Source organism: Kitasatospora sp. NPDC004669, from assembly GCF_040609455.1.
Lineage (GTDB): Bacteria > Actinomycetota > Actinomycetes > Streptomycetales > Streptomycetaceae > Kitasatospora.
Genome location: NZ_JBEXKB010000085.1, coordinates 1 through 24,808, shown reverse-complemented (window position 1 = coordinate 24,808; position 24,808 = coordinate 1). Strand labels below are relative to the sequence as shown.

The window sequence follows — 24,808 nt, the reverse complement described above, 5'->3', positions numbered from 1 at the left end:
CCGTGCCGGCCGCCGCCGCGCGATGCGCGCTGACCAGTCCCAAGGCCAGCATCGTCCTCAATTTCTGCGTGGGAACGACGCTCAGTCGCTTTCAGACGACCAGGACCCGGCGCCCGCGCGTGTGACCGGTCTGGCTGTCGATGTGTGCCGCCGTAGCCTCGGCGAGCGGATACGACTTCTCGACTGGGATGCGGAGCTTTCCCCGCGAGATGAGGCCGACGGCCTCGGCGAGCGCTTCCGGCACGCTCCCGGCCACGCCGGAGAATCGGACACCGAACTCCGGCGCGGCGAGATCGGCGATGGAGATCACCCTCTGCGGATCCCCGGTCAGCTCGACGAGCTCGCGGATCACGCCCGAGCCGGCCAGATCGAGAGCTGCGTCGACATCGCCGAGCCGCCGCACCCGCTCGACCCAGCCTTCGCCGTACGTCGTGGCGAGGGCACCCAGGCTGCGCAGGTAGTCCTGGTTCGCGGCTCCGGCCGTGCCGATCACCGTGATGCCGCGGTCGCGGGCGATCTGCAGCACCGCCGATCCGACTCCTCCGGACGCACCGCTGACCAGCAGCGTCTGCCCGGCCTGCACGCCGACCTCGCGGATGATGCGCAGCGCGGTCTCCACCACGGAGGGGTACCCGGCCGCCTCTTCGAACGTCAGTCTCTCGGGCATGCGGGCCCAGGCCGACAGCACGGCGAACTCGGCATAGGTGCTCGAGCCTTCGCCGAACACGTGGTCGCCGACCTCGATCCCTTCGACGCCCTGACCGACCTCGTCCACCACTCCGGAGGCGTCCAGCCCGACTCCGGAGGGCAACTCGATCGGATGGGCCTTGAGGATCTGGCCTTCGCGGATCCTCCAGTCGACGGGGTTCACGCCCGCCGCCCGCACGGCGATGCGTACCTGGCCTGGGCCCGCGTGGGGCTCCTCGGCGTCGACGAGTCGCAGGACGTCCGGACCGCCGAACACGGCGAAGCTCACTTTCTTCATGCCGTCCACCATAACCCTAACGGTTAGTGTTTAACAACGGTTCCGTCTTTAGATCTGATAGCGTTAGGGCATGACCGTGCCGTCCGGGCGACGCGAACGCAAGAAGGCCGAGACCCGCCAAAAGATCGCCGACACCGCCCTGCGACTCTTCCTGGAACGCGGGTACGACACGGTGGGCATCCGCGACGTGGCCGCCGAAGCCGACGTCGCCGTCACCACGGTCTTCTCCCACTTCGCCTCGAAAGAGGCCCTGGTCTTCGAGCAGGACCAAGGCTTCGAGCAACGCCTCACCCAGGCGGTCACCAGCCGGGCACCGCACGAGCCGCTCATCCCCGCGCTACGCCGCGAGATCCAGGCCCTGGTGCGACATTGCACGGCGGACGGCGCCGCCCCGATCTGGCGCATGATCGACGAATCACCCGCCCTGCGCGAGTACGAGGAGTCGATGAGGCTGCGCCATGCAGAGTCGCTGGCGACGACCATCGCCGCCGATCCCGACCTGTCACAGACCACAACGGCCTGCCGGACGATCGCGAGGTTCGTGATCGACGCCTACTCCCTGGCCCGTGACGCGGCCGATCCGCAGACCGCGGTGGACGAGATCTTCCAGATGATCGAGGCCGCCTGGGCCGTCACCTGCCCCTCCAAAAACTCCACCGGCACGGCCTGACCCTGGCCAGGACTCGGCCCCGCCCGGCGCCGTCCCGCCGAACCCCAACGGCAGAGCAAAGGGGCCCGGAGCCGGTACGCCACCGACGATCACCTACGGTCACCATCCGGCCGGACACCGGTGCGAATCTGCGGTTTGTTGTCACTGGGGGATCAGTCGGTGTCACCGGCCCTGTGGGTGTCGATAAATCATCCGGTCTGGTCGCAGCCTTGTCACCTGGCCGCGGGTCGCGTCTGTCGGCCTCGTGGTTGTCTTTCCCGCGGGGCGGCACGGACGGCATGATGATCTGTCGTGCTGCTGCGCCTGGCCTACCTCGCGGCGACCAACACGCTGACGCTCCTGTGCCTGCTGCCGATGGGCAGCTGGGAGAAGGACATCGAGATCCTTGCGCTCAGGCACCAACTCCTCATCCTGCAGTGCCGGGTCGGCAAGCCCGCCTTCACCGACACCGACCGCGCGCTCCTCGTCGGGCTGCTCCACCACCTTCCCACCGACAGGCTGCGGCGTCTTGTGTCGCTGGTCCGCCCGGAGACGGTCCTGCGCTGGCACCGCGACCTGCTCAAACGGCGTCACGCCGCGACCTGCGCGCCCAAGCGCCGTGGGCGCCCGCCCACGGTCCGCTCGATCCGCACCCTGGTCCTGCGCCCGGCCCGCGAGAACAGCTCGTGGGGCTATCGCCGCACCTGCCGACGCGAGCTGCTGGACCGCACCTTGATCTGGAACCAGCGCCACCTTCTCCACGCGCTGCGCGAGTTCGAGACCTTCTACAACGAGCACCGGCCGCACCGAACCCTGACGCAAGCAGCGCCACTCGGCCCGCTACCCGAACCGATCAACGGACCAGCACAGATCAGACGTCTGGAGGTCCGTCGGCGAGACCGACTGGGCGGCACCCTCCACGAGTACCAACATGCCGCTTGACCAGGCCGGATGATTAATCGGCACCCGCAGTGATGGCCAAGATCGAGCGCGACTACAAGCGGATGTGCGAGTACGTCGGCATGGCCCGCCGCTCTGGCCGCATCCCCTGGGACGCGATCCGCGACGACACCCAGATCGCCGTTGAAGCTCCGCTCTCCTTCACCGGCCCCGGGGACTTCTTCGCCGCCGTGGAAGCGGCCGTCGACGATTACCGTGTCGACCGCCAGGCTGGCCAGCCCGTTCGGCTTGAGCTGTGGTGCGAAACGGCAGGAATGGCCCCACAACTGGCGAAAATCGGTGCGGAGTTCGGCATCGCCTGCTTCTCCGGTGGCGGATTCGATGGCCTCGCGGGCAAGCACGACGCCGCGATGCGGGCCATCGCGGGCGGCGCCAAGACGCGCATCCTCCACGTTGTTCTCTCGGGCTTCCGTGGGTGTGGCATGACGCTGCACTAGCCGTTTGACCTGGGGTTTTCTCTAGCATCTCTGGGGCTGTCAACCGCCACCCCGACCGCTCCTCCAACTGAACAAGGCCCCGGCCCGCCGGCCGCTCGATGGCTGACGGCCGGGGCAGAAGCGGTGACTCCGCCCCGGCCTGGGGAGTTCACTGGAGGCCATGTCGAAGCACGTCGTCGTCGTGCCTCTGCGGGACCGTCTCAATTGCCGAGTCCGACCGCGCGGCGCAGATCGGTGGCGTAGGCCTCGGGTTGCTCCCAGGCGGCGAAGTGGCCGCCGGCATGGTGTTCCACGTACGCGCGGACGTCGAGGAACGCCTCGGCGTAGCTTCGCGGTTCGGGTTTGGTGTCGTGGGGGAAGACGGAGAGCACGGTCGGGGTCTCGATCCGGTGGGGGAGGGTGACCGGTTCGGTGTAGGTGGCGAACGAGGTGCCGATCGTGCCGGTGGTCCAGTAGGCGGTGACCCAGGTCAGCAGTTCGTCGGTGGTGAAGGCCGGCCCGTCCGACTGGTCCGACCAGGACAGGAGTTTCTCGGTGATCCAGGCCGCCAGTCCGGCGGGTGAGTCGCCGAGCGCCACGGCGAGCGTGGTGGGTCGCGTGGACTGGGTGGCGATGTACGCGCCCTCGGTACGGAACCACTGGGCCGCTCGGCCGAGGTAGGCCGCCGCGTCGGGCGCCAGTTTGGCCGGGTCGGCGCTGAGCGCGTGCTGCGGGGCGACATTCGTCAGGTGCAGAGCGGCGACCCGGTTCGGATGCTGGACAGCGAGGAGTTCCGCGACGGTGCCACCCACGTCTCCGCCGGAGACCGTGTACCGCGTGTAGCCGAGCTCGGCGAGACCGTCCCCGACGATGCCTGCGATCTTGTCGGCCGACATGCCGGGTGTGGTGAGCGGGGGTGCGAACGGGAAGCCCGGCAGCGCGGGGACCACCACGTGCAGGTCGGTGAGCAGGGGCAGGATGCGCTCGAAGCGAAGCACGGAGTCCGGCCAGCCGTGCAGCAGGACGACCACAGGGGCGCCGGGATCGGCGCAGCGCTGGTGGATCACGCGCAGGTCGGTACCGTCCGTCTTCACCGTCTCCCAGGGCAGTGCGTCGATGCGGCGCCGGTGTACGTCCCAGTCGTATCCGTTCGCGCAGCGCTCGAGCAGTTCGTCGAGGCGGGTGCCGGTGATACCGCGTGTCGTGTCGTTACTCCACGGGCTCGCGACGCGCCGGGTCTGCCGGATTCGTTCTCGGGTCTCCTCATCCATGTGTATGAGCGTACACATGATGTGTATTCTCGTACACATGATGGAGCGGAATGCCGACGCCACCAAGCAGCGGATCCTGGAACACGCGCAACACCAGTTCGCCCAGCACGGGTACACGGCGGTCACGGTCAAAGCCGTGGCCGACGCGGCCGGAGTCTCGCCCAACCTGATCACCCGCTACTTCGGCGGCAAGGACGGCCTGTTCCTGGCGGCGACCCAGGTGCGGATCCCCGTCTCGGACACCTTCGACGGCGACCGCTCCACCCTGGGCGCGCGCCTGGCGGCCAGCATCGTGGAGCGATGGTTCACCACCCCCGGCCAGGACCCGCTGCTCGTGCTGCAGCGCGCCTCCGGCGAACGCCCACAGGCCGCCGAAGCACTCGCCGACTTCCTCGACACCAACTCACTCGAACCGCTGCACCACTACCTGCGCGAGACCGGCCTGCCGGACGCGGACGCCCACAGCCGCGCCGCGGCGATCGACGCCTTCGTCCTCGGCGTCTCGACCCGCCGCCGCGTGCTGCGATCCGAACTCGGCGACCGAGCCGCCCTCCAGGCCTGGCTGAGCGCCACCATCCAGCGCCTCGCCGACGGATGAGGCGCGAAGGCCCGACGAGGTCACCCACCCCGGGCCGTGGGCAGTCCAGCGCAGCGCGACCGCACTGGACTGCCCACGGCCAGTCCAGTGGCGGACCCGGGAGTCCGCCGCAAGCCCCAACAGCACGTCGAGCAGTCCTGAGGGTTGGTTCACAGGGTCCTGTCGTAGCCGACGATGTCCCAGTTCTGTGGCCGTGAAGGGTGTCTTTACTGCCGCACGGCGGCTGAGCAGTGGCTTTGCAAGCGGTCGTCTCCCGGGCATGATCGCGGTTCGTGGGTTTGCGATTGCTGTACTTGATCTTCTGTCGGCTGCTGGGCTGGCTGACGCTGCTGGGTCGCTCCTCGGCCGCGCACAAGGCCGAGATCCTCGCTCTGCGCCATGAGGTCGCCGTCCTCCGACGGCAGGTCGGGCGGCCGCGGATGTCGTGGGCCGACCGGGCCGTGCTCTCCGCTCTTGCACGGCATCTGTCGTTCCCCTTGCGTCGCCATCGGCTGGTCACCCCGGGCACGCTGCTGGCCTGGCACCGGTGTCTGGTGCGCTGGAAATGGCGTCAGCCACCGCCCAAGTCCGGCCGACCACCACTGCCCGAGGAGCTTGCCGCGCTCATCCGGCGCCTCGCGAAGGAAAATCCGACCTGGGGGTACGTCAGAATCCAAGGTGAGCTGCGGCGGCTCGGCCACCGGATCGCCGCCGCCACCATCCGGCGTATCCTGCGCCGCTCCGGTCTGCCACCAGCACCCCAGCGCGCCTTTCAGCAGTCATGGAGCACCTTCCTCCGCGCCCAGGCCCACACGCTCCTCGCATGCGACTTCCTGCACCTGGACACCGTCTTTCTCAGTCACCTCTACGTCTTCTTCGTCATGGAGATCAAGACCCGGCGCGTCCACGTTCTCGGCGTCACCGCACACCCCACAGGAAAGTGGGTGACCCAGCTCGCCCGGAACCTGCTGATGGATCTGGGCGAGAGGGCTGGGAGTTTCCGGTTCCTCATCCGCGATCGCGGCGCCAAGTTCACCGCCGCCTTCGACGCCATCTTCGCCGGCAACGACACCCAGCTCATCCCGACCCCGCCGCAGAGCCCGTCATCATCGCCGCCCGATTTCTGCCCACCCACCCGGACCGGCCCACCGATCAGGAAATCCGCACCGTCCAGCACGCATGGGCCGCAGCCAGTGCCGCGTGATCACCCAGACCTGTCAGAACGTCGAAAGTCGAGTGACTTCAATCCTCGTGAATAAAGCCAATAGGGGAACGAGAGCGCCGGTCAAGTCGGCCGATGAACTCCGACCACGAGGGCAACCCGTGGCACGGCTACCGCGAAGTCGGCGGATCTTACAGTCTCCTGTTACGACTTCGCCGAGCACCCTGGTCCGGCCGGACACCAAGACGGCCCGGCCGAACGCGCCTGCCGCCTCCTGCTCGTTCTTCCTGCGCCGCGCCGCCGCTGTGACAGCCGGTCATACGGACCAGAAGGGGTCCTTGTACCGGGGTATGACGTCGAGGTTGCCGTTGGCCATGACCGGCTCGGGGACGGGCACACCGAAGGGATCGCGGTCGCGGATCACCGGGATGGGGCCCACCGACGCGGTGAAGGTGATGTTGCCGGGCGCGCCGAAGGTGATCGCGATCTCGGCGCCGTCCGGGGTGGATGCGAAGATGGCGGGCTGCTCGGGGCTGACCGCGGTGATCGTGTACCCCTTGGCCTTCCAGCTGCGTTCGACCACGCCCAGCAGGGCGCCGTACTTGGCCCGCGCCACCTTGGTCATGATGTAGCGGTCACGGGTGGCGGTGGCGTAGCCGAGGGACTCCTCGTAGAAGCCCTCCGCGCTCTGTTCGGTGGAGCGGGGCCAGCCGTCCCAGTACAGCAGCGGCGGGCGGATGCCGGACATGGAGTCGTCGAGCAGGGCGTTGAGCTGCTGGACGGCCTGTTCAGGGGTCATGGGGGGCCTTCAGTTCGACCAGAAGGGGTCGTCGTACTTGGGGACGTCGTCCGGGTTGCCGTTGGGCATGGTCGGAACGGGGGTGGGGGTTCCGAAGGCACCGTGGATCACCGGGACGGGGGAGACGTGCGCCGTGATGTCGATGATCCCGGAGGCGTAGAAGGTGATCCCGACGCCCGCGCCGTCCGGGGCACTGGCGACGCTGCCGGGCGGCTTGGAGGCGCTCCTGGTGACGGTGTACCCCTTGGCCTTCCAGCCGCGTTCGATCATGTCCAGCAGGGTGTTGTACTTGGCCGGCGCGATCCTGGTCATGATGTGGCGTCGGCGGTCGGCGTCCGCGTAGTTGAGGGAGTGCTCGTCGAGGCCCTTGGCGTACTGCTCGACCGCGTCGGGGTTGTCGTCCCAGTACCGCAGCGCCGGCTGGACGTCGGCCAGCGACTCGTCGAGCAGGGCGTCCATCCGCTGGAGGGCCTGGTCGGCCGTTACGAGCTGCTTGGGCGCCCCGGTGTCGGGCGCCCCGCCGCTGGACGCACCGGTGTTGGACGAGCACGCGGTCAGGGCGAGCGCCAGGGCGGCGACCGCGATGCCCACCCTGCGGGTGCCCCGCCGCGACCCGCTCATCGGCCCTCCTGCTTCGTCACGTTGTCGTACTTACCCGCCACGATCTGGCCGATGTTGTTGATCGACTCCAGCTCCGCCTTCTTGGCGGGGTCCTTCGAGACGTCCATCTTCGGATCCTCCATGTAGTTCGAGTGGGAGTCGAAGGAGAGCGGCGTTCCGTCCGCGACAGCGAACCGGTTGGCGCCGAAGTCCTTGGCGGCCGGGTCCTTCCCGAACCAGAGGTCGTTCGTGTCGCCGAAGTCGTCATAGAGCTCGTTGGCGACCTTGCCACCGGTCCAGGCGCCCAGCGGTCCGGCGATGTACCCCCCGATGGCCGCCCCCGAGCCGTCGGCCGCGACCCGCTCCTTCGCCGGCAGGTGGCTCACAGGGTCGTTCTGGGCGTCGCCGACCCAGACGTGCTTCGGGTCGATGTGGAGCTGCGAGGCCTTGTCCGCGCCGGTGCCGGGGCTGCCGACCAGGATGATGTCGTCGGCGCCGGTGCCGCCGCCCTGCTGCGCCGCCATGCCCACCGTGGTCGAGCCGTAGCTGTGGCCGAGGGCGACGAGGTGCGGCGGAGCCCCTTCGTGGCTGGCGCGCAGGCCGCTCATGAACTTGTCGTAGGAATCGCCGCCCTTCTGGGCGCGGTCGGGGAGCATCACCTCGGCGACCTTGGGGTCGCCGTCCAGCGGGCCCGGCGGGGGGTCGTACCCGAGCCAGACCATGGATGCGGTCTCCGCGGTCGGGTCGGCGTTCTGCGCGGCCTGCCACACGTTGCGGGCGCGGTCGGCGTCCTTGCCCCCGACGTCGGAGAGCTTGGTGCCGAGCCCGGGCACGTACGCGCTGACGTTCTTCGCGGTGTCCGGGTTGCCCCAGGAGAGGCAGCCGCGCCCCTGGCCCTCGTCGCTGACGGCCATCAGGAAGGCGGGCGGCGGCTCCTTGGTCTTCGCCTGGTCGAGCTTCGTCTTGATGGCCCGGAAGCCTTCCAGCTTCTGCTTGTCGGCGTCCGAGGGGTTGGGCTTGTTCTCGTACTCCTTGGTCAGATGGTCCAGGTTGAGGAGGTTGGCCTGGTTGCGGGCGACCGCGGGGATGCCGTCGCGGTTGCCGAGCAGGTCCGGATGGGCCTGGATCAGGCGCTGCTGCTCGTCCGGGGTGAGGCCCTTCCACCAGGAGTTGACCTCGGTGGCCTGGGCGTCCTTGGGCGGGAAGCCGGCGTCGAGCAGGTCCTTGCTCAGTTGGCCGACGGTCTTCTGGTCGGCGGCGGCGTTGTCGAGATTGAGGCCGGCGCCGGTCTTGGCGCGTTGGGTCAGGTCGTCGAGCGCCTTGGAGATCTTCTGGTCGGCGTTGTCCGCCTCGCTGACCGCGTGGGCTATCCGGTCGGAGATGGCCCGCGCCTTCTGGGGCGTGTCGTAGTCCGGGTCGTGGCGTTCGGCCGCGCTCGGGGCCGGCCAGGTGACCGTCCCGTCCTCGGCCACCGTGAGGCCCGCCGTCTTCGCGTCCGCGAGTGCCTCCTGCAGCTTGGACTGTGCCAGCCAGAAGCTCTCCGAGGCCTCGCGCAGCAGACCCGACACGCAGGACAACTCGGTGTGGGCCGCGTCGAGGCGGGTACTGGTCGTCTCCATGGCCTGGTTGGCCGCACCGGCGGCGTTGCCCACCCACCGGCCGTCGAAGATGTGCTTGACGACCTGGGTGTTCAGGTCGTCGGCGTGCTTCTTGAAGTTGCCGGCGAGCGTGTCGTAGGCGGTGGCCGCGGTGTCCAGGGGGTCCATGTGGGCATCGCGCAGCTGGGCGAGGTTGACCATCACTTCACCTCGAAGGGGTACCGGCCGCCGCCGCCCAGGCCGCTCGCCCCGTTGTGGTCGGTGTTGCGGTAGTTGGTCGCGGTCTGCGAGAACTTCGTGCTGATGCCGTCGACTTCGGCGCCCAGCTTGCGCAGGCACTCCTCCCAGGCTTCCGTGCAGGCTTTCAGGGAGTTCGCGGTCCGCCAGCCGACGAGCCCGGCGACCGCGTTGTCGGAGGGCTGGTAGATGTGCTTCAGCTCCTCCGGTATGCCCTGACCGGCGTTGTGAGCGACCGTCGCCGCTGCGTCCAGGTCGGCCGGGTTGACTCCGAAGGACGGGCCCGGCGATGACGACGGGCCGTACGGACCCGGGCCGTATATGCCGGGGCCGTCGGCGCTCGCGTACGCGTTGATGATTTCCCCCTGTGGTCGATCAAGAGATCGGTGCCGGGGCCAGGACGCGTATAGCAGCAAGTCACACGCCTCGCACGGAGGCACCGAGGCCGAAAAGCTAGCAGATTCGAAACCGCAATCGATCACCGGTGCCGAGCACACCGGCCCACGCCGCCCCTCACAGCCGCGCCGCCCGGCCCGCTGGGCACGACGCGGGCAGTCGGGCGGTGGACGCAGCCGGACCCGACCCTCCCCTCGGAGGGCAGTCGGGTGGGAACCTGCAGCGGTCAGCCGGCCTTCGCAGAGCCGCGGTTCGCACCGGAGGGCGGCGGCACCCCGGCCTCACGGGGTGGTGAGCGTCCTCGGGACGTCCTGGGCGCAGGCGGTGGCGCCTGGCTTCGGCGCGTGGCGGCCCGCGGCGGCGGCGTCACGGCTTGCTGACGCCGTCTCCGGCCGGGCCCGTACGGTCCGGGAACGGCCCTTCCGAGCGCCCTGGCGCTGCTCCTGATGTAGCTCCCACTGCAACTCCCGCTGTGGCTCCTGATGCCGGGACCCCGGGCGGGGCATGGGGCGGCATTCGTGAAGCTCAGATGGCCAGCCAGCGGTGCCGGAAATTCTGACAACCCTCTCTGCGCGCCCATCTCCTCCTGATGGTGGCGGTGGTGCGCTGTCGGGTCGTGACGGCCTGCGGCGCTTGCCTGCGGACGCCGACGGGCCGCCGTACGACCGGCCTGCGTCGCCGTCGTCCCGCCGCCGGGCTGGAGGCGGCTGGGCATGTCCTCGGCCTGCCCCGCTCGGACATGGGCGGAACGGCCCGGGGTGCCGGCCGTTCCGGTGCCCGGCACGCGATGGCGGTCAACGAGACGATCGCCGCGTTCGTCCTCGGCGGCACCGCGCCGGACGCCGCGGGCGGGGTCGGTGCCATCGCCGACTGGGCGACCGAGGTGGAGTTCACGCTGCCCGGCGGGAGGCGCAAGGTGCGCCCGGACGCGGTGCTCCAGGTCCCGGAGATCGGGGTGCTGGTGCTGATGGTGGAGGTCGACCGTTCCACCATGGCGCCGGAGCGGGTGGCTGCGAAGTTCACCGCCTACCGCGAGCTGTTCCGCGTCAAGGTCCGCGACAACGACCCGGCCCTCGCCGACAAGGAGGGTGCCGACCGGACGGTGTACTGGTGGCACCGTACTTGGCCTGGCCACATCCGTGCCGGGTACCCGCCGGTCGCCTTGGTCGTCACCGACGCCGGACCGGTCGGCCTGGCCAATCGGCAGGAGGCGGTGGCCGAGCTGTCGGCCGAGTGCTGGGGCGGGCAGCGGTACACGGTGCGCCGGGACGACAACGGCGGGGACGGCTGGCGTGAGTACGACGACGCCGTGCCAGTCGTCGCGACCACCCTGGAGCTGCTGGCCGAGCACGGGCCGCTCGGGCCGGTGTGGTGGCGCTTCGGCCGCGCCGGACGGCATTCCCTGATGGAGGCGCTGGACAACCCGGACACCCGCGCCGCCTACGACTTGCGCCAACAGGCTCGGGAGAAGAAGGCCCGCCAGGCCCGCCGCGAACTGATGCGGACCCTGGCCTGCGTCGACTGCGGCCAGGTCCCGAAGGAGGAGAGCACCTACGAGTACGGGCTCCACGGTCAGTGGACCCGCTGTCCCGGCGGCCGCTGCTACCCCTGCCACCACAAGCACGAGGAACGCCGGGAGAAGGCCGCCGCCAAGGCCCGTGGGCGCCTGGAGAAGGCCCGGCAGGCCAACGCCGCGCTGCGCCCGTGCTGGACGTGCCGGGGCTCGATCGGTGGGAGGGCGGGCTCACCGCTGGAACCCGACGAGGCGGCTGGCCGGGGCCGGTTGGAGTGCCCGCAGTGCGCGGGCGACCGGGAGGTGGATGGGCTGGGTCCGCTGGTGCTGCCCGTCCCGACCAAGCGGGAGTTGGTGGCCGCGTTGGTCTCCGCTCCGGACGATCCGTGGTGGGAGGTGCGGGTGCTGCACGCGAAGCTGTACCCGGTGAGGGGCCGTTGGGTGTGGTCCGGTTGGCTGGATCGATTGTCGGGCGTGGCCGCGCCGCGAGGGTTGTGGGGCGGCAGCACGAAGGCCCTGGTCCCGAGGGGCCAGGGCCTTCGATCCGGTGGGGTGCCGGGCAGGTTCAGCTGTGCTTGGCGATGAAGTCGATGACGGCCTGGACGGTGGTGAGGCTGTCGTACTCCTCGATGGTGAACTCCACGTTCGGGAACTTCTCTTCCATGGCATCGAACATCGCGGTGATGTTGGCGTTGCTGGCACCGAGGTCGCCAATGAAGCTGTATTCGTTCTGGATCTCTCCCAAGTCACGGCCGAGTTCCTTGGCGACGATCTCCTTGACCTGCTCTTCGATGGTCTTGTCGTCCATGTGATCACCTCTGCTGATGATGGGGTGGTGGATCGCAACGGGAAGCAACTGGGCGGGCTCTGAAGCTGGAGCTGCGGGAGAAGGCCGGGCCGGGCCGGTTGGAGTGCCCCAGTGTGTGCGGGACCGTGCCGTAAAGGACTTGGGTCCGCTGGTGCTGCCGGTCCCGACGAAGCGGGAAGTGGCTGCGTTGGTCTCCGTTCCGGCTCCGTGGTGGGACGAGCGGGTGTTCCACGCGAGGCTCTACCCGGCGAAGGCCCGCCGGGTGTGACCTGTTGGGCTCCGTGCGTGCGGGCCCTTGTGGCCGACCTTTAGGCCGGCCACGGTCCGGGGCCGCGCGACGTGGGGGGCGTTGCGTCGGGCGGGGTCGGTCAGTCGGTTTCGACTGCTGCGGTCACGGCCTCGACGGTGACGAGGGTCCTGGTGGACTTTCGTGCGGGGGTGTCGGTGTCGTCCGGGGTGATCGTGTACCAGACCGGGATGTCGCCCTTGCCCGTGGCCTTGATGGAGGGCCACGGCACCTCGAACCCGGCCTCCTGCCGGCTGAGGTCGCTGACGGTCAGCTCGTATTCGACCTCCGGGACGGTGGCGCCCTCGCCCCAGTACAGGCTGATCCTGTCGCCGACCTCCTCCCGCTCCTCGTTCAGAGCGATGACCGCCTTGGGGTCGAGACCGCAGTCGTCCTGGACGAGTCTGTTCTTGTTCCCCGAGATCGGCGCCCAGATCTCGGCGAGGCTCAGGTCCGGGTCCGGCTCGACCACTGCGGCATCCCGCGTCTGCGACATTCCAACTCCCCTGAGTAGTCGCCAATCAACAACAGGTAACCACTATCTCAGCTTGACGTTTAACCTCGCGCGGCGAGGTGGGCCTGGAGCGTGGGTTCGCGTTTGACGGTCTTGCCGACGTCGTGGCGGGGCGCTGGGTTGCGGTTCTTCGAACCCGGTGGCCGTCCGGGGCCAGGTCGGGAGTGTTTTGGCACGCGGGCCGGAGTGAGGACCTTCACGCGGATGTTGCGGAACCCTCGGCGGACCCGGGCCGGGGTCAACTTCGCTGGCGGCAGCGGGCGTTCCCAAGGGCGGCGCAGGTCGGCGGCGAGCGGGCGGGCCAGGCGGAGCTGGGTGTGGGCGACGATGACCAGCCAGGTCCACAGGTCGGCGGTGTCCGGTGCGCGGAAGTGCGGCGCCGTCCAGCCGAGGGTGCCCTTGAGTAGGCGGAAGGTGTGCTCAAGGTCGAATCTGCGCAGAAAGGTGCGCCAGATCCGGTCCAGATGGACGGTATCGATGTCGGTGGCAGAGGACCATAGCCACAGCGGCTTCGCTTCGCGTTCGCCGGGCAGGTGATCGACCTTGAGGCGGACCAACGTGCCGTGGGTGATGGGGATTTCGCCTTCATGGTCGAGCCAGGGCCCGCGCTTTTGCAGGCGCTGGTGCATCCGGTCCCACGCCTTCGCCTCGGCCTTGCCGTAGCGGGTGGTCTCGGTGCAGGTGGTGGCGTCGGGCTCGTGCCAGGACTCGGGTTTGGCGAAGGTGAAGGCAGTGCCGTGCTTGCGTGGGCGTCCGCCCTTGGGTGTGGAGCGGGGCTCGCCCGCATCGCGGAGCATGACCCGGTCCGAACGCAGTCGGCCTATGAGCTCGACGGGCAGGTCGGACAGGAGATGGGCCAGGCGGGTGACGTCGTAGCCGGCGTCCATGACGAGCAGGATGTCCGGGTCGCCGGACTGCCAGTGCCCGGCTTCGATCAGGCGGCCGGTGACCTCGCGAAGTTGGTCGGCGGTCACCGCGGTGGCGTCGTCGGCCGGTCCCAGCCGGACCGCGTCCAGCAGTGCGGTCCAGGAGGTGCGGCCGGTCTCCAAGGCGGCGACGAAGGAGTAGGGCCAGCCGGGGATCAGCTGGTCCGCGCTCCGGCCGCGCCCGTAGACATGGCAGAACAGGCGGTCATCGCTGGTGGGAGCGTCGGGACGGAGCCAGTGCGAGACATCGACGGCCAGGGCGATGCGCCCGTCGGCGAGGCGAGGGATCGGAAGGGCGGCCAGCGCGCGGCGCAGTCGGGCGGGCTCGAGCCAGCCCCGGTCCAGCGCGGCGTACATCGCACCGTGCCCACGCCGGTGCTCGGCCGCCAGCGACAGGTCCACCAGCGTCTTGACCGGCCCGTCCGTGCACAGCAGCGCGTCGGTGAGCTCGAAGAGCACGTCCGCGCGCGTGTACAGGCACTCGTAGAAGTCCATCCGAAAGCGGGACAGCACGCCCCACTGCTCGACGGCGGGCAACTGCACAGGGAGACTCGTCACCAGCGGCCGTTCCTTCAGCTTCGTTACTCGACATCTCGAAGCGTGAGGGGCGGCCGCCTCTGCTGTCTCGCGAAGAACCGCAGATCAGCAGGTCGGGTGACCTCCGAGGTTAAACAACAAGCTCAGTGGCCGTTGCTCTATCGATCTCGGTGAGCGTGAGTTCGAGGTGGTCGACTCGGTCGGGTGATCTTGTGGCTGGCTGAGCATGAAAGTGGGGCCTCCCGCACAGCTCGTGGGTGTCGAATCCAACCGAGCAACAGGAGGCCCCTGGTGCTGCAGTCTTCCGTGTCAGCGTTGCTGTCGTCCAACTCGGCTTCCCTGACGTGTGATTGCATCGCTCACCGGTTCGGGAACGCCGGGGACCGGCCGCACAGGCGACCGAGATATCCGTCCGACATGAGCGACGCGGAGTGGGCCGTCGTGCGCGACGCGATGCCGGTCCCCGGCTGGCTGGAGGGCCGCGGCGGGCAGCCGGAGAGCTACTGCCACCGGCAGATGGTGGATGCGGTGCGCTGCCTGGTCGCGGGCGGTATCGCCTGGAGGGCGATGCCCGCGGACTGCCCCGCGTGGGACCGCGTCTACGCGTTCTTCCGGCGCTGGCGGGACAAGGGCCTGGTCGCTGAATTCCATGACCGACTGCGCGACCGGGTCCGCGAGGCAGCGGGCCGGGATCCGGAGCCGACGGCGGGCGTCATCGACGCGCAGTCGGTGAAGGCAGCCGCGTCGGTGCCGGCCGCCACGCGGGGATTCGACGGCGGGAAGAAGATCAACGGCCGCAAGCGTCACATCGTGGTGGACACCCTCGGGCTGCTGCTGACGGTGATGGTCACCGCGGCCTCAATCACCGACCGCGAAGCCGGCCGGACGCTGCTGGCCCGGCTGCGCGAGCGGCACTGGCGCATCGTGCTGGTGTGGGCCGACGGCGGCTACACCGGACGCCTGGTCGACCTCGCCCGCGACGTCCTGCGGATCGCACTGAGTGTGGTCAAACGCAACGACGACGTCACCGGATTCACCGTGTTGCCCAAGAGATGGCTGGTGGAGCGGACGTTCGCGTGGCTGATGCGCTCACGCCGCCTGGCCCGCGACTACGAGACGCGCACCGATACCTCGGAGGCGGTGATCCGGTGGTCGATGAGCATGGTCATGAGCCGCCGGCTCGCCCGGCGACCACGTTGAACAGTCCCGGGGGGTCCTCTGTCAGCCAGCCCCGCGCGGCCAGGCGCTTCGCCTTCGACCGCACTCCCTCGACCTTCGCCGGAACCGCCTCCAGTCCGAGCGCCACAGCGAGCTGCCGACAATCCATCGCTTCCCCCCCCGCCCCGCTCCCGCTGGCCAGGACGTCCATGATCCGCTGGTAGTCCAGCGCCAGCACCGTCGGGGCGAGCCCTTCCCGTCAGTGCGGCACCACCGAACCGGGCACCGCCGCCGCGAGTTGTGCCGGCCGCTCGCCCTCCACCACGGCCGATGGTGCCTCCTCGCCTCCGCGTGGTCCCGCCAGGACCTCGCTCACCGTCTCACGGGCGATCACGAACCGCTCCCACGCGGCCTCCGCCTCCCGCAGCTCGGCTTGAAGGGCCTCCACCCGCTGCCGAGCGGCGCGTTCGCGTTCCTCCAGCAACCCCATCACCGACGGCATCCGGCACCTCCACCGAAGAGACGACACGACACCCCGTCTCTGCCGCCGAAGCATCGGCGTTATTCCTGACCAGCGAAAACGCACCCATCACTCTCGGAAAGACAACGGCTTCTGAGCTTGACGTTTAACCTCGCGCGGCGAGGTGGGCCTGGAGCGTGGGTTCGCGTTTGACGGTCTTGCCGACGTCGTGGCGGGGCGCTGGGTTGCGGTTCTTCGAACCCGGTGGCCGTCCGGGGCCAGGTCGGGAGTGTTTTGGCACGCGGGCCGGAGTGAGGACCTTCACGCGGATGTTGCGGAACCCTCGGCGGACCCGGGCCGGGGTCAACTTCGCTGGCGGCAGCGGGCGTTCCCAAGGGCGGCGCAGGTCGGCGGCGAGCGGGCGGGCCAGGCGGAGCTGGGTGTGGGCGACGATGACCAGCCAGGTCCACAGGTCGGCGGTGTCCGGTGCGCGGAAGTGCGGCGCCGTCCAGCCGAGGGGGCCCTTGAGTAGGCGGAAGGTGTGCTCAAGGTCGACTCTGCGCAGAAAGGTGCGCCAGATCCGGTCCAGATGGACGGTATCGATGTCGGTGGCAGAGGACCATAGCCACAGCGGCTTCGCTTCGCGTTCGCCGGGCAGGTGATCGACCTTGAGGCGGACCAACGTGCCGTGGGTGATGGGGATTTCGCCTTCATGGTCGAGCCAGGGCCCGCGCTTTTGCAGGCGCTGGTGCATCCGGTCCCACGCCTTCGCCTCGGCCTTGCCGTAGCGGGTGGTCTCGGTGCAGGTGGTGGCGTCGGGCTCGTGCCAGGACTCGGGTTTGGCGAAGGTGAAGGCAGTGCCGTGCTTGCGTGGGCGTCCGCCCTTGGGTGTGGAGCGGGGCTCGCCCGCATCGCGGAGCATGACCCGGTCCGAACGCAGTCGGCCTATGAGCTCGACGGGCAGGTCGGACAGGAGATGGGCCAGGCGGGTGACGTCGTAGCCGGCGTCCATGACGAGCAGGATGTCCGGGTCGCCGGACTGCCAGTGCCCGGCTTCGATCAGGCGGCCGGTGACCTCGCGAAGTTGGTCGGCGGTCACCGCGGTGGCGTCGTCGGCCGGTCCCAGCCGGACCGCGTCCAGCAGTGCGGTCCAGGAGGTGCGGCCGGTCTCCAAGGCGGCGACGAAGGAGTAGGGCCAGCCGGGGATCAGCTGGTCCGCGCTCCGGCCGCGCCCGTAGACATGGCAGAACAGGCGGTCATCGCTGGTGGGAGCGTCGGGACGGAGCCAGTGCGAGACATCGACGGCCAGGGCGATGCGCCCGTCGCCGAGGCGAGGGATCGGAAGGGCGGCCAGCGCGCGGCGCAGTCGGGCGGGCTCGAGCCAGCCCCGGTCCAGCGCGGCGTACATCGCACCGTGCCCACGCCGGTGCTCGGCCGCCAGCGACAGGTCCACCAGCGTCTTGACCGGCCCGTCCGTGCACAGCAGCGCGTCGGTGAGCTCGAAGAGCACGTCCGCGCGCGTGTACAGGCACTCGTAGAAGTCCATCCGAAAGCGGGACAGCACGCCCCACTGCTCGACGGCGGGCAACTGCACAGGGAGACTCGTCACCAGCGGCCGTTCCTTCAGCTTCGTTACTCGACATCTCGAAGCGTGAGGGGCGGCCGCCTCTGCTGTCTCGCGAAGAACCGCAGATCAGCAGGTCGGGTGACCTCCGAGGTTAAACAACAAGCTGAGAACCGACCGAGAGCACTTGTAGGCGGGTTTGAAGAGCGGTCACCGGTGAGCGGAGGGTGGAATGTCGGTGAGAAGTAGTACCACTCACCTGTGTCGGAACTACGGTGACGTCAACCCGCGTGGCTCGTATCCTTCGCGGGTGAGTCTTTTCGAGGTGCTTCCCGATCGAGCCGAGCTTGAGGTCCGCAGCTCGGAGACGCCGGCGACCTGTGTCCGGTTCTTCGACTGGTCCCGCGTGGACGAGTACGAGGTCGTCTTCGCCGTCGAAGCTGTGGCCGATGGCCTGCGCGCGTGCATCGGCTCGGTGACGGTCTCGGTCTGGGACGGCGCTGGGAACCTGAGCGACTTCCTCTCGGGGCTGGCGCGGGACTTTCGCGGCTGGGAGGGCGAACGTATCTGGCTCAACAACCGTCTGGTTCTGACAGCGACGTTCGGTGCCGGCGGACACGTCCACCTGGGCTGGACTCTTCGGTTCAACGTCTTCACCGAGGACTCCTGGGAGTGCACCTTGACCACGACGCTTGAGGCGGGAGAGCAGATGTCGGCCCTTGCCGCCGAGGCGCAGGCCTTTCTTCACCAGGGATAGCCCCCTGGCCTGCCTGGCTCTGGACGGGTCCTTCCTCGGCTCGGGAGGAAGGACCCGAGACGGTCATCAGCCGGCGGCCTGCTGTTCGACGCGGGCGCGGGTGGTGGCGAGTCGGTAGGAGTCGGTGCCGGTCTCGATGATGATGCCGCCGAAGGTGAGCCAGCCGACGATGGCCGCGCAGAGTCTCGCGCTTGCCGGGCCGGGCGGGCAAGGGCGCGGGGCCGTTGCGTTCGGTCGGCCGAATCCGTTGGCCGGGTGTGGATCTTCGAGGGGCCGGGCCGCAGGCTGCGGCTGGGAGTGCGGGCCGAGGTGTTCACGCTGGAGCTGGTGGACGCGGCGGCTGCCCAGCCTGGGCCCGTGCTGACGGCAAGCTCAGCATGCAGCAGGCCGCGCTTCTGGGCGTCCCGCACCTGCGGTCCTGGCGAGCCGTCAGCTGACACGGCAGCGAACGAGATCTCCGGCAGAGTCAAAGCTAGGATGAGGCATGAAATCGAACTTGACGCGTTCTGGGACGAGTTGGGACCGGCGACGCGCAGCAGTCTTGGCTTCCTTGCTGGGTGCGGGGGCCCTCGGATGGACTGTGGTTGCGCTGAGCGTGCATACGACCGGCTCGACCGCGCTGGACCCTGACAGTGCGACCGATGCTGATCTGGCGCGGCTGGGCGCTGCTGTGATGGCCGTCATTGCGGCGGTGGCTGCCGGACTGTGGTGGCGTCACTGGGCGACCGTACGTCGGCCGGTGATCGGCGGAGGTTGGGCGCGGGCGGCGTTTGCTGTCTCTGCCGTCCATTCGATGTTCGTCGTACCGGTGATTGCGTTCGCCTCCTGGGACTGGAAGGCCCCTGTGATCGCGTTCACGTGCGCGGTGCTCGCGGGCGGTGTGCGGGAGGCCGCCGGGGTGACGGCACTGGCTAGCGGCCGCACGGACCCGTCGATCCCGATGTCCGGCTGACGACGGCTGTACAGCGTGGCCGGCCTCGGATCGCTCGGGCGGTGCCGGACCCGGTCATCCCTCGTGCCGCAGGAACGGCTGTATGCGTCTGCTTCCGAAGGCGATGAGGCCGACCGGAACCTCGGCAGCGCGCGCTGAACCCCAACACCAACCGAAGCATTGCCACGCCCTCCTCCTCTGCCCGCAGGCGGCCTGGCGGGCAGTGTGGGTGCCGATAGATCATCCGGTCTGGTCGCAGCCTTGTCACCTGGCCGCGGGTCGCGTCTGTCGGCCTCGTGGTTGTCTTTCCCGCGGGGCAGCACGGACGGCATGATGATCTGTTGTGCTGCTGCGCCTGGCCTACCTCGCCATGACCGACACCTTCGCGCTGTTGCGGCTGCTGCCGATGGGCGGCCGGGAGAAGGACATCGAGATCCTGGCGCTGCGGCACCACCTGCTGGTTTCGCAGCGCCAGGCCGCGAAGCCGGTGTTCACCGACACGGACCGCGCAGTCCTCGCGGGGCTGCTCCACCACCTCTCCACCGACAGGCTGCGGCGTCTTGTGTCGCTGGTCCGCCCGGACACGGTCCTGTGGTGGCACCGCGACCCGCTCGAGCGGCGCCATGCCGCGACCTGCACTCCGAAGCGTCGCGGGCGCCCGCCCACCGTCCGGTCGATCCGTGCCCCGGTCCTGCGCCTGGCCCGCGAGAACAGCTCGTGGGGCTACCGGCGCGTCCACGGTGAACTCGCGGCCCGCGGCGTCAAGGTCGCCGCCTCCACCGTTCGGGAGATCCTCCGCGCGCACGGCGTCCCGCCCGCGCCCGAGCGGTAGAGCACGACCTGGGCCGCTTTCCTGCGCAGCCGGGCCGGGGCCCTGCTCGCCTGCGATCTCTTCGAGACCCGCACGCTGACCGAGGCGCGCCTGTACGTCTTCGCCGCCATCGAGCACTCCACCCGGCGCATCCGAATCCTGGGCGCCACCGCGCGTCCGAGCGCGCAGTGGATCGTGCAGCCCGGACGCAACCTCCTCATGGAGATCGAGGACGCGGGCAGCACGGCCAGGTTCCTGATCCGTGACCGCGCCTCGAAGTTCACGGCCTCCTTCGACGCCCTGATGACCGACGCCGGCCTGAACATCGTGGCCACCGGCATCCGGATACCGCGGATGAACTCCCTGATGGAGCGCTGGATACAGACCTGCCGCAGGGAGCTCCTGGACCGCACCTTGATCTGGAACCAGCGCCACCTTCTCCACGCGCTGCGCGAGTTCGAGACCTTCTACAACGAGCACCGGCCGCACCGAACCCTGACGCAAGCAGCGCCACTCGGCCCGCTACCCGAACCGATCAACGGACCAGCACAGATCAGACGTCTGGAGGTCCGTCGGCGAGACCGACTGGGCGGCACCCTCCACGAGTACCAACATGCCGCTTGACCAGGCCGGATGATTAATCGGCACCCGCAAAGTTGGGGCGCGGCGGCCCCAGAAAGGCTGTCAGGCCGCCTCCGCCGAGCCCTGCCGCCGTTTCCCCTTGGACGCGGCGGGCACAGGCGGGCAGAGACGGCCTGAAGCGCGTCTCGGCGGGGCCGGATCTGGCTGGCCGCGCAGCGGATGGCCCGCCCCGCGCAGTGTCCCTGCGCGGGGCGGGCCGTCGAACACTCGCTACAGGACGCGCACCTGCGGCGGGTTGCCGGTGGAGATGGAGAGCTGCCCTTGCTGGATCTGGACGTCGCTGCCCCTGAACAGCACCCCGTTCTCCTTGGTGATCTCGACGCTGCCGGTCTGGAAGGAGACCGCCATGCCCCGCTCCAGGGTCACCCACTTCTTGAACTCGTTGATCCCGTGGAAGATGATCCGGTCCGGCATGGTGACGAACATCCGCTCACCGTCGTGGCTGAGCTTCATCCCGCCGCCGACGGTCAGCAGCCCTTGCACGTGCGCTTCGCCGGAGACCCGGGCATCGACCGTGTGCAGCTCGTGCAGGTTCGCCTTGCCGGCGATGACGGTGCCGAGGTCGTGACCACCGTCGCGCAGGACGCGGACGCCTTCGGGGGGGAACTCGATCCAGCCGTCCCCGGTGCCGGGGCCCTGGACCCACTTGGTGTTGATGCCGTTGAGGTCGGCCTTGTCGGCGGCGACGTTGCCCCAGGCGCCGCCGCCGTCCTTGCGGACGTTGATGCCGGACTGCGGGAACTCCAGCCAGCCCTTGCCGCCGTCGCGATCGCCCACCCAGGTGGTGTTCAGGCCGTGGACATCGACCTTCTCGGCGGTGAAGGTGCCGCGCTCCTGCCCGCTGTCGTCCTTGTAGAGGGTGGCGCCGGGCTGGGTGAACGCGATCCAGCCCTGGCCGGCCTCGCGGCTGCCCACCCACGTGGTGTTGACGCCCTCCGCATCGACCCGGGCGGCCGTGAGGACGCCCAAAGTGGCGCCGTGGCCGTGGTAGACGTTGACGCCGCGGTCCGGGAAGGTGATCCAGCCGGCGCTGTCGGTGAGCCCCTGGACCACGCGGGTGATGACGTCGTCGGCCGTTACCCTTCCCAAATTGCCGTTCGGGCGGTGGACTTCCACGCCGTCCGTGGCGAAGGTGACCCGGCCCTTGCCGGCCGTCCCCTCCACCCACGGGGTGCGCGTCCCGCTCTCGAACTCGGGGACGACCGCATGGACGGTGGTGGTGAGGAAGTACCCGCGCTGTTGCTGTCCGGCGCCGGGCGCCTTCGCGACGAGCGTGTAGGTGGTGCCGCGCTTCGGGGCGGAGGTGGGCCAGCGGTAATCCTTGTGGGCCGCAGCCGCACCCGGCACCGCCCGTTCGTGGTGGATCGCGGTCCCCGGCTGGTCGAGGATCTCGTAGTCGAGGTCGGTGGGTCCGTCCCACAGGAGCACGAGCTGCTCGTTCGCGTCACCGTTCACCAGGGACTTCTGCGCACGGAAGTTGCGCGGGACCCGCGGCGTCTGCTTCACCAGGCCGAGGTGGGTGGTGTAGTGGCCATCCCGCCTGGCGAGGTTGCCGTCGCCGCCGTACGCGTTGTCGCGGATCTCCAGCAAGCTCAGGCCCGCACCCGCGGAGACCGGGATGTTCTCCAGCTTCAGCACCAGCGCCCCGTGGCCGTCCAGAAGCGCGTGCTTGCGCGTGGGAGGCTGCGCGCGGGAGAGCTGCGCCCGGAAGCAGTTGCTGCCGCTGTCCCACGCGAACTCCAGCTCGTCGTCGAGCGGGTTCTGGTACGTCCGCTCGATGCTCGCGGTGACCGCCGAGGGATTGTCCGTCAGGTCCGAGGACAGGTTGAGCAGTGGCATGGCCACATCGATGTAGTCCCACTTCACCTCGGCCTGGTGGGTGTTGGAGACGATCACGTACACCGTCCCCAGGGACGGTTCGTCCGTGAGCGACGCTCGGAGCGATGTCGGATCCGTCACGATCTCGTAGTGCAGCAAGGACGGCACGGTGCGGACTCCCTACCTCGGCGTTTCACGCGATGCGGGCTGACGACGGAATGGGTGCCAACAGTCCTGTCAACGGTAAGCACCGTCCCGTCGTCCAGGAGCCGCGATTGCCCGGAGCTGTCCCGAACCGATCCCCGGTCTGGCCGGAACCTCAGTTGCTTCTCGGCGGGCACCGGGCCTTGGGCTTTGGCGCGGAAGTCAGGGCCGCGGTTGAAGATCCAGGACCGGTACTGCCAGGGCTTGAGCACGTCCTCGCGCAGCCAGCGGCGCACCGTGGACGCGGAGACGGTGTCGGTGATCCCGCGTGCGGTCAGCTCGGCGGCCAGCTCCGGGCAGGACCAGCGCGACAGCGGCACACCGGTCTCGGCTGGTAACTGGCAGGCCAGCGCCTTGGTCTCGGCGATCTGCACGGGGGCGAAGCGGGCCGGGCGCCCTGAGCGTTTACGGTCGGCCAGGGCCGACAGGCCGCCGTGGGCGAACCGGCCGCGCCAGGCACGAACCGTGTCCAGGTGCAGGCCGGTCTCGTGTGTGGTCGTAAGCCGTCTTCTTCAGTCGCTCGCGCTCGGCGACGGTCAGCACGATCGGGCAGGCCGGCGCAACGGGCATGGCAGACGGGCCGATCGGGAGAAGCGGAACACGACGGGTCGCAGCCCTCCGGGCCCGCGCCAATATCCAGCAGAACTCAGCCTTCCGCGACCGCCGACTCGAGCAGGGACAGCGTCTGGTTGTCCGCGTCCACGTGTGCGCGGACGCCGAGAGGCAGCGGCAGGTTCGGCGAGGTGTGACCGAAGTCGACCTGTGCGAGGACCGGGATGTCACGTCGAGCCAGGACATCGAGCACCACGTCGCGTAGACCTGCGCGGTCTCCGCCGCCCTCGTAGGGCGTGACCTCAGTCGGGATGCCGACCACCATGCCCGCGATCCGGTCCAACACACCGGACAGCCGCAGAGTATGCAGGTCGCCCCAGATCCGCGAGACCGGCCGCTGCACCTCCTCCCAGAACAACACGGCACCGTCGAACCGTCCGGCAGCCAGCGCGAACGATGTCGCCTGCAGTTGGACCAGGCGGTTCAGCAAACCGCCGACCAGTGGTCCCTGCGCACGTCCCGGCCGCCAGGTTTCCCAAGCCCCCATTGCCGGCAGCACGCCCGGCGCCTCGGCCTTGGTGAGCACACGGGTGTAGAGGTCAACGAGCTCGGAGCGACGGGCCTCGTCGCCCAGCGTGTACCAATCGCTGCCGAAACCGTGGGTGGCGATGTCGGAGTGGAGGCCGACGAGGCCGGTCTTGGCGTGCAACGCCATGTGCAGCAGCGAAATGTCGCTGTAGCCGAGAATCGGCTTCGGGTCGGCCCGGATGGCGTCCAGATCAATCAAATCGAGATAGCCGATGGTCGCCTGTCCACCGGTGTGCGCGACGATGGCCCGCACCTCCGGGTCCCGGAGCAGACCATTGAGTTCGGCGGCCTGCTCCGCCGGAGTGCCTGACGCCCACCAGCGATTCTGCGCCGGGTCGACCATCGGGCTGACTCGCACGCGGAAACCCATCCGCTCCAGTATCGCCACACCGCGGGCGAGCAGTGGTTCCTCACCCGGCTCAAGCTGGCCCGAGGGCGCGGTAACGACCACGAGGTCGCCGGCACGTAGCGCGCGGGGCCGAAGGATCACAGGCATGGGGCCTCCTTGTTGATCAACAACGGCGAGGAACAAGGCTCGTGCCGCCGATATTCCGCCTCCCCGACGTGAGCAAGCCAAGCCCCGGAACCCCAGCTGGGCCCACCGACCGCCTCCACGCGAACAACCCAGGAAGGACGGGTACCGATGACGAGTTCGTCGGCACCCCCGACGACTCCTTCGACTGTGCCTGCCAGCCCCGCTTCGCCGCCCCAGACCGCTAAGGGACCGATGCGGAATCGGGCCCCGATGTCAACCCCCGAAGGATTTCCGGAGCCGACCACTTAGGCTTCGCCGGGGCCGCCGCCCGCCTGCCCGCCGACATCAACCACAGCCATGCCCGGCCCACCCTCGAACCCGGACCTCCCGGCAGCGGGGGGAAGGGCCAGCCCGCGATCCGCCTCGGGCTGGCGGCCGTCCGCGGCCTCGGCGACGAGCGGGCCGAGGCGATCGCCGCCGGCCAGCCGTACACGGACCTGGAGGACTTCGCCCGCCGCGCCGATCTGCCCGAACCCGCCCTCGAGGCGCTCGCCACCGCGGGCGCCTTCGCCGGTCTCGGCCTGACCCGCCGCCAGGCCCTGTGGTCCGCCGCG

22 protein-coding genes and 4 pseudogenes are annotated in these 24,808 nt (G+C 69.4%); 11 read left to right on the top strand and 15 right to left on the bottom strand.

Annotated elements, in window-relative coordinates; all coding sequences use genetic code 11:
* Positions 1-91: 91 nt before the first annotated feature.
* Positions 92-985: an NADP-dependent oxidoreductase gene (locus ABZW30_RS40465; RefSeq protein ID WP_355676313.1), complete on the bottom strand. Its 894-nt coding sequence runs from the start codon at positions 983-985 to the stop codon at positions 92-94.
* A gap of 70 nt (positions 986-1,055) precedes the next feature.
* Between ABZW30_RS40465 and ABZW30_RS40460 the strand changes: the two genes are divergently transcribed.
* The 3 genes from ABZW30_RS40460 to ABZW30_RS40450 all read left to right on the top strand — a co-directional run bounded on the left by ABZW30_RS40460 (position 1,056) and on the right by ABZW30_RS40450 (position 3,031).
* Positions 1,056-1,655 carry a TetR/AcrR family transcriptional regulator gene (locus ABZW30_RS40460; RefSeq protein WP_355676303.1) on the top strand — a complete coding sequence of 200 codons (600 nt, stop codon included), beginning with the start codon at positions 1,056-1,058 and terminating at the stop codon, positions 1,653-1,655.
* Positions 1,656-1,946: 291 nt separating this feature from the next.
* The gene (locus ABZW30_RS40455; protein ID WP_355676302.1) at positions 1,947-2,576 is read left to right on the top strand and encodes a hypothetical protein; all 630 of its coding nucleotides are present in this window, start codon (positions 1,947-1,949) and stop codon (positions 2,574-2,576) included.
* 32 nt (positions 2,577-2,608) lie between these two features.
* Complete coding sequence (locus ABZW30_RS40450; RefSeq protein ID WP_355676301.1) at positions 2,609-3,031, top strand: hypothetical protein; 423 nt, start codon at positions 2,609-2,611, stop codon at positions 3,029-3,031.
* Positions 3,032-3,231: 200 nt separating this feature from the next.
* On the opposite strand, the gene ABZW30_RS40445 is transcribed toward ABZW30_RS40450, so the two are convergent.
* Positions 3,232-4,281: an epoxide hydrolase family protein gene (locus ABZW30_RS40445; protein ID WP_355676300.1), complete on the bottom strand. Its 1,050-nt coding sequence runs from the start codon at positions 4,279-4,281 to the stop codon at positions 3,232-3,234.
* Between the two features lie 37 nt (positions 4,282-4,318).
* On the opposite strand from ABZW30_RS40445, the gene ABZW30_RS40440 reads away from it, so the two are divergent.
* A complete protein-coding gene (locus ABZW30_RS40440) occupies positions 4,319-4,879 on the top strand; it encodes a TetR family transcriptional regulator (protein WP_355676299.1) in 561 nt (186 codons plus the stop codon).
* A gap of 272 nt (positions 4,880-5,151) precedes the next feature.
* Positions 5,152-6,117 carry an IS3 family transposase gene (locus ABZW30_RS40435; protein ID WP_355676298.1) on the top strand — a complete coding sequence of 322 codons (966 nt, stop codon included), beginning with the start codon at positions 5,152-5,154 and terminating at the stop codon, positions 6,115-6,117.
* Positions 6,118-6,336: 219 nt separating this feature from the next.
* Here ABZW30_RS40435 and ABZW30_RS40430 read toward each other — a convergent pair whose 3' ends face one another.
* The 4 genes from ABZW30_RS40430 to ABZW30_RS40415 are packed head-to-tail and all read right to left on the bottom strand — an operon-like array spanning position 6,337 to position 9,670.
* Entirely contained in the window at positions 6,337-6,819 is a 483-nt protein-coding gene (locus ABZW30_RS40430; protein WP_355676297.1) for a hypothetical protein, read from the bottom strand.
* Between the two features lie 9 nt (positions 6,820-6,828).
* Entirely contained in the window at positions 6,829-7,440 is a 612-nt protein-coding gene (locus ABZW30_RS40425) for a hypothetical protein (protein WP_355676296.1), read from the bottom strand.
* Complete coding sequence (locus tag ABZW30_RS40420; protein WP_355676295.1) at positions 7,437-9,218, bottom strand: alpha/beta hydrolase; 1,782 nt, start codon at positions 9,216-9,218, stop codon at positions 7,437-7,439. The genes ABZW30_RS40425 and ABZW30_RS40420 overlap by 4 nt, the downstream gene beginning before the upstream one ends.
* Positions 9,218-9,670: a type VII secretion target gene (locus ABZW30_RS40415; protein ID WP_355676294.1), complete on the bottom strand. Its 453-nt coding sequence runs from the start codon at positions 9,668-9,670 to the stop codon at positions 9,218-9,220. The genes ABZW30_RS40420 and ABZW30_RS40415 overlap by 1 nt, the downstream gene beginning before the upstream one ends.
* A gap of 581 nt (positions 9,671-10,251) precedes the next feature.
* On the opposite strand from ABZW30_RS40415, the gene ABZW30_RS40410 reads away from it, so the two are divergent.
* Positions 10,252-11,748, top strand: a complete 1,497-nt coding sequence (locus ABZW30_RS40410; RefSeq protein WP_355676293.1) for a replication-relaxation family protein — start codon at positions 10,252-10,254, stop codon at positions 11,746-11,748.
* Here ABZW30_RS40410 and ABZW30_RS40405 read toward each other — a convergent pair.
* From ABZW30_RS40405 to ABZW30_RS40395, 3 genes are all read right to left on the bottom strand, one after another.
* Complete coding sequence (locus tag ABZW30_RS40405) at positions 11,729-11,971, bottom strand: acyl carrier protein (RefSeq protein ID WP_355676292.1); 243 nt, start codon at positions 11,969-11,971, stop codon at positions 11,729-11,731. The two genes, ABZW30_RS40410 and ABZW30_RS40405, sit on opposite strands and share 20 nt — an antisense overlap.
* A 368-nt stretch (positions 11,972-12,339) precedes the next feature.
* Positions 12,340-12,753 carry a hypothetical protein gene (locus ABZW30_RS40400; RefSeq protein ID WP_355676291.1) on the bottom strand — a complete coding sequence of 138 codons (414 nt, stop codon included), beginning with the start codon at positions 12,751-12,753 and terminating at the stop codon, positions 12,340-12,342.
* A gap of 59 nt (positions 12,754-12,812) precedes the next feature.
* The gene (locus tag ABZW30_RS40395) at positions 12,813-14,240 is read right to left on the bottom strand and encodes an NF041680 family putative transposase (RefSeq protein ID WP_355676312.1); all 1,428 of its coding nucleotides are present in this window, start codon (positions 14,238-14,240) and stop codon (positions 12,813-12,815) included.
* A gap of 411 nt (positions 14,241-14,651) precedes the next feature.
* Between ABZW30_RS40395 and ABZW30_RS40390 the strand changes: the two genes are divergently transcribed.
* Positions 14,652-15,434: an IS5 family transposase gene (locus tag ABZW30_RS40390; protein WP_355676290.1), complete on the top strand. Its 783-nt coding sequence runs from the start codon at positions 14,652-14,654 to the stop codon at positions 15,432-15,434.
* Here the strand turns inward: ABZW30_RS40390 and ABZW30_RS40385 are convergent.
* A pseudogene (locus ABZW30_RS40385) lies at positions 15,400-15,894 on the bottom strand (hypothetical protein). The gene ABZW30_RS40390 and the pseudogene ABZW30_RS40385 overlap by 35 nt on opposite strands.
* A 124-nt stretch (positions 15,895-16,018) precedes the next feature.
* Positions 16,019-17,446 (bottom strand): NF041680 family putative transposase, encoded by a 1,428-nt coding sequence (locus ABZW30_RS40380; RefSeq protein ID WP_355676311.1) that lies wholly within the window; start codon positions 17,444-17,446, stop codon positions 16,019-16,021.
* Positions 17,447-17,726: 280 nt separating this feature from the next.
* Here ABZW30_RS40380 and ABZW30_RS40375 point away from each other — a divergent pair, with 280 nt between their 5' ends.
* Positions 17,727-18,173: a DUF6228 family protein gene (locus tag ABZW30_RS40375; protein ID WP_355676289.1), complete on the top strand. Its 447-nt coding sequence runs from the start codon at positions 17,727-17,729 to the stop codon at positions 18,171-18,173.
* A 66-nt stretch (positions 18,174-18,239) separates the two neighbouring features.
* Here ABZW30_RS40375 and ABZW30_RS40370 read toward each other — a convergent pair.
* Positions 18,240-18,359 (bottom strand): annotated as a pseudogene (locus tag ABZW30_RS40370) (AAA family ATPase); the annotation flags it as partial.
* Positions 18,360-18,753: 394 nt separating this feature from the next.
* On the opposite strand from ABZW30_RS40370, the gene ABZW30_RS40365 reads away from it, so the two are divergent.
* Both ABZW30_RS40365 and ABZW30_RS40360 read left to right on the top strand, forming a co-directional pair.
* On the top strand, positions 18,754-19,125 hold the full coding sequence (locus ABZW30_RS40365; RefSeq protein ID WP_355676288.1) for a hypothetical protein: 372 nt from the start codon (positions 18,754-18,756) through the stop codon (positions 19,123-19,125).
* 322 nt (positions 19,126-19,447) lie between these two features.
* A pseudogene (locus ABZW30_RS40360) lies at positions 19,448-20,539 on the top strand (integrase core domain-containing protein).
* Positions 20,540-20,767: 228 nt separating this feature from the next.
* Here ABZW30_RS40360 and ABZW30_RS40355 read toward each other — a convergent pair.
* The 3 genes from ABZW30_RS40355 to ABZW30_RS40345 form a co-directional block, all read right to left on the bottom strand.
* A complete protein-coding gene (locus ABZW30_RS40355) occupies positions 20,768-22,543 on the bottom strand; it encodes a hypothetical protein (RefSeq protein WP_355676287.1) in 1,776 nt (591 codons plus the stop codon).
* A complete protein-coding gene (locus ABZW30_RS40350) occupies positions 22,513-23,058 on the bottom strand; it encodes a helix-turn-helix domain-containing protein (RefSeq protein ID WP_355676310.1) in 546 nt (181 codons plus the stop codon). Before ABZW30_RS40350 ends, ABZW30_RS40355 begins: the two co-directional genes overlap by 31 nt.
* 167 nt (positions 23,059-23,225) lie before the next feature.
* Entirely contained in the window at positions 23,226-24,215 is a 990-nt protein-coding gene (locus ABZW30_RS40345; protein ID WP_355676286.1) for a S66 peptidase family protein, read from the bottom strand.
* Between the two features lie 266 nt (positions 24,216-24,481).
* Here ABZW30_RS40345 and ABZW30_RS40340 point away from each other — a divergent pair.
* Positions 24,482-24,808: pseudogene (locus ABZW30_RS40340) on the top strand (hypothetical protein); the annotation flags it as partial.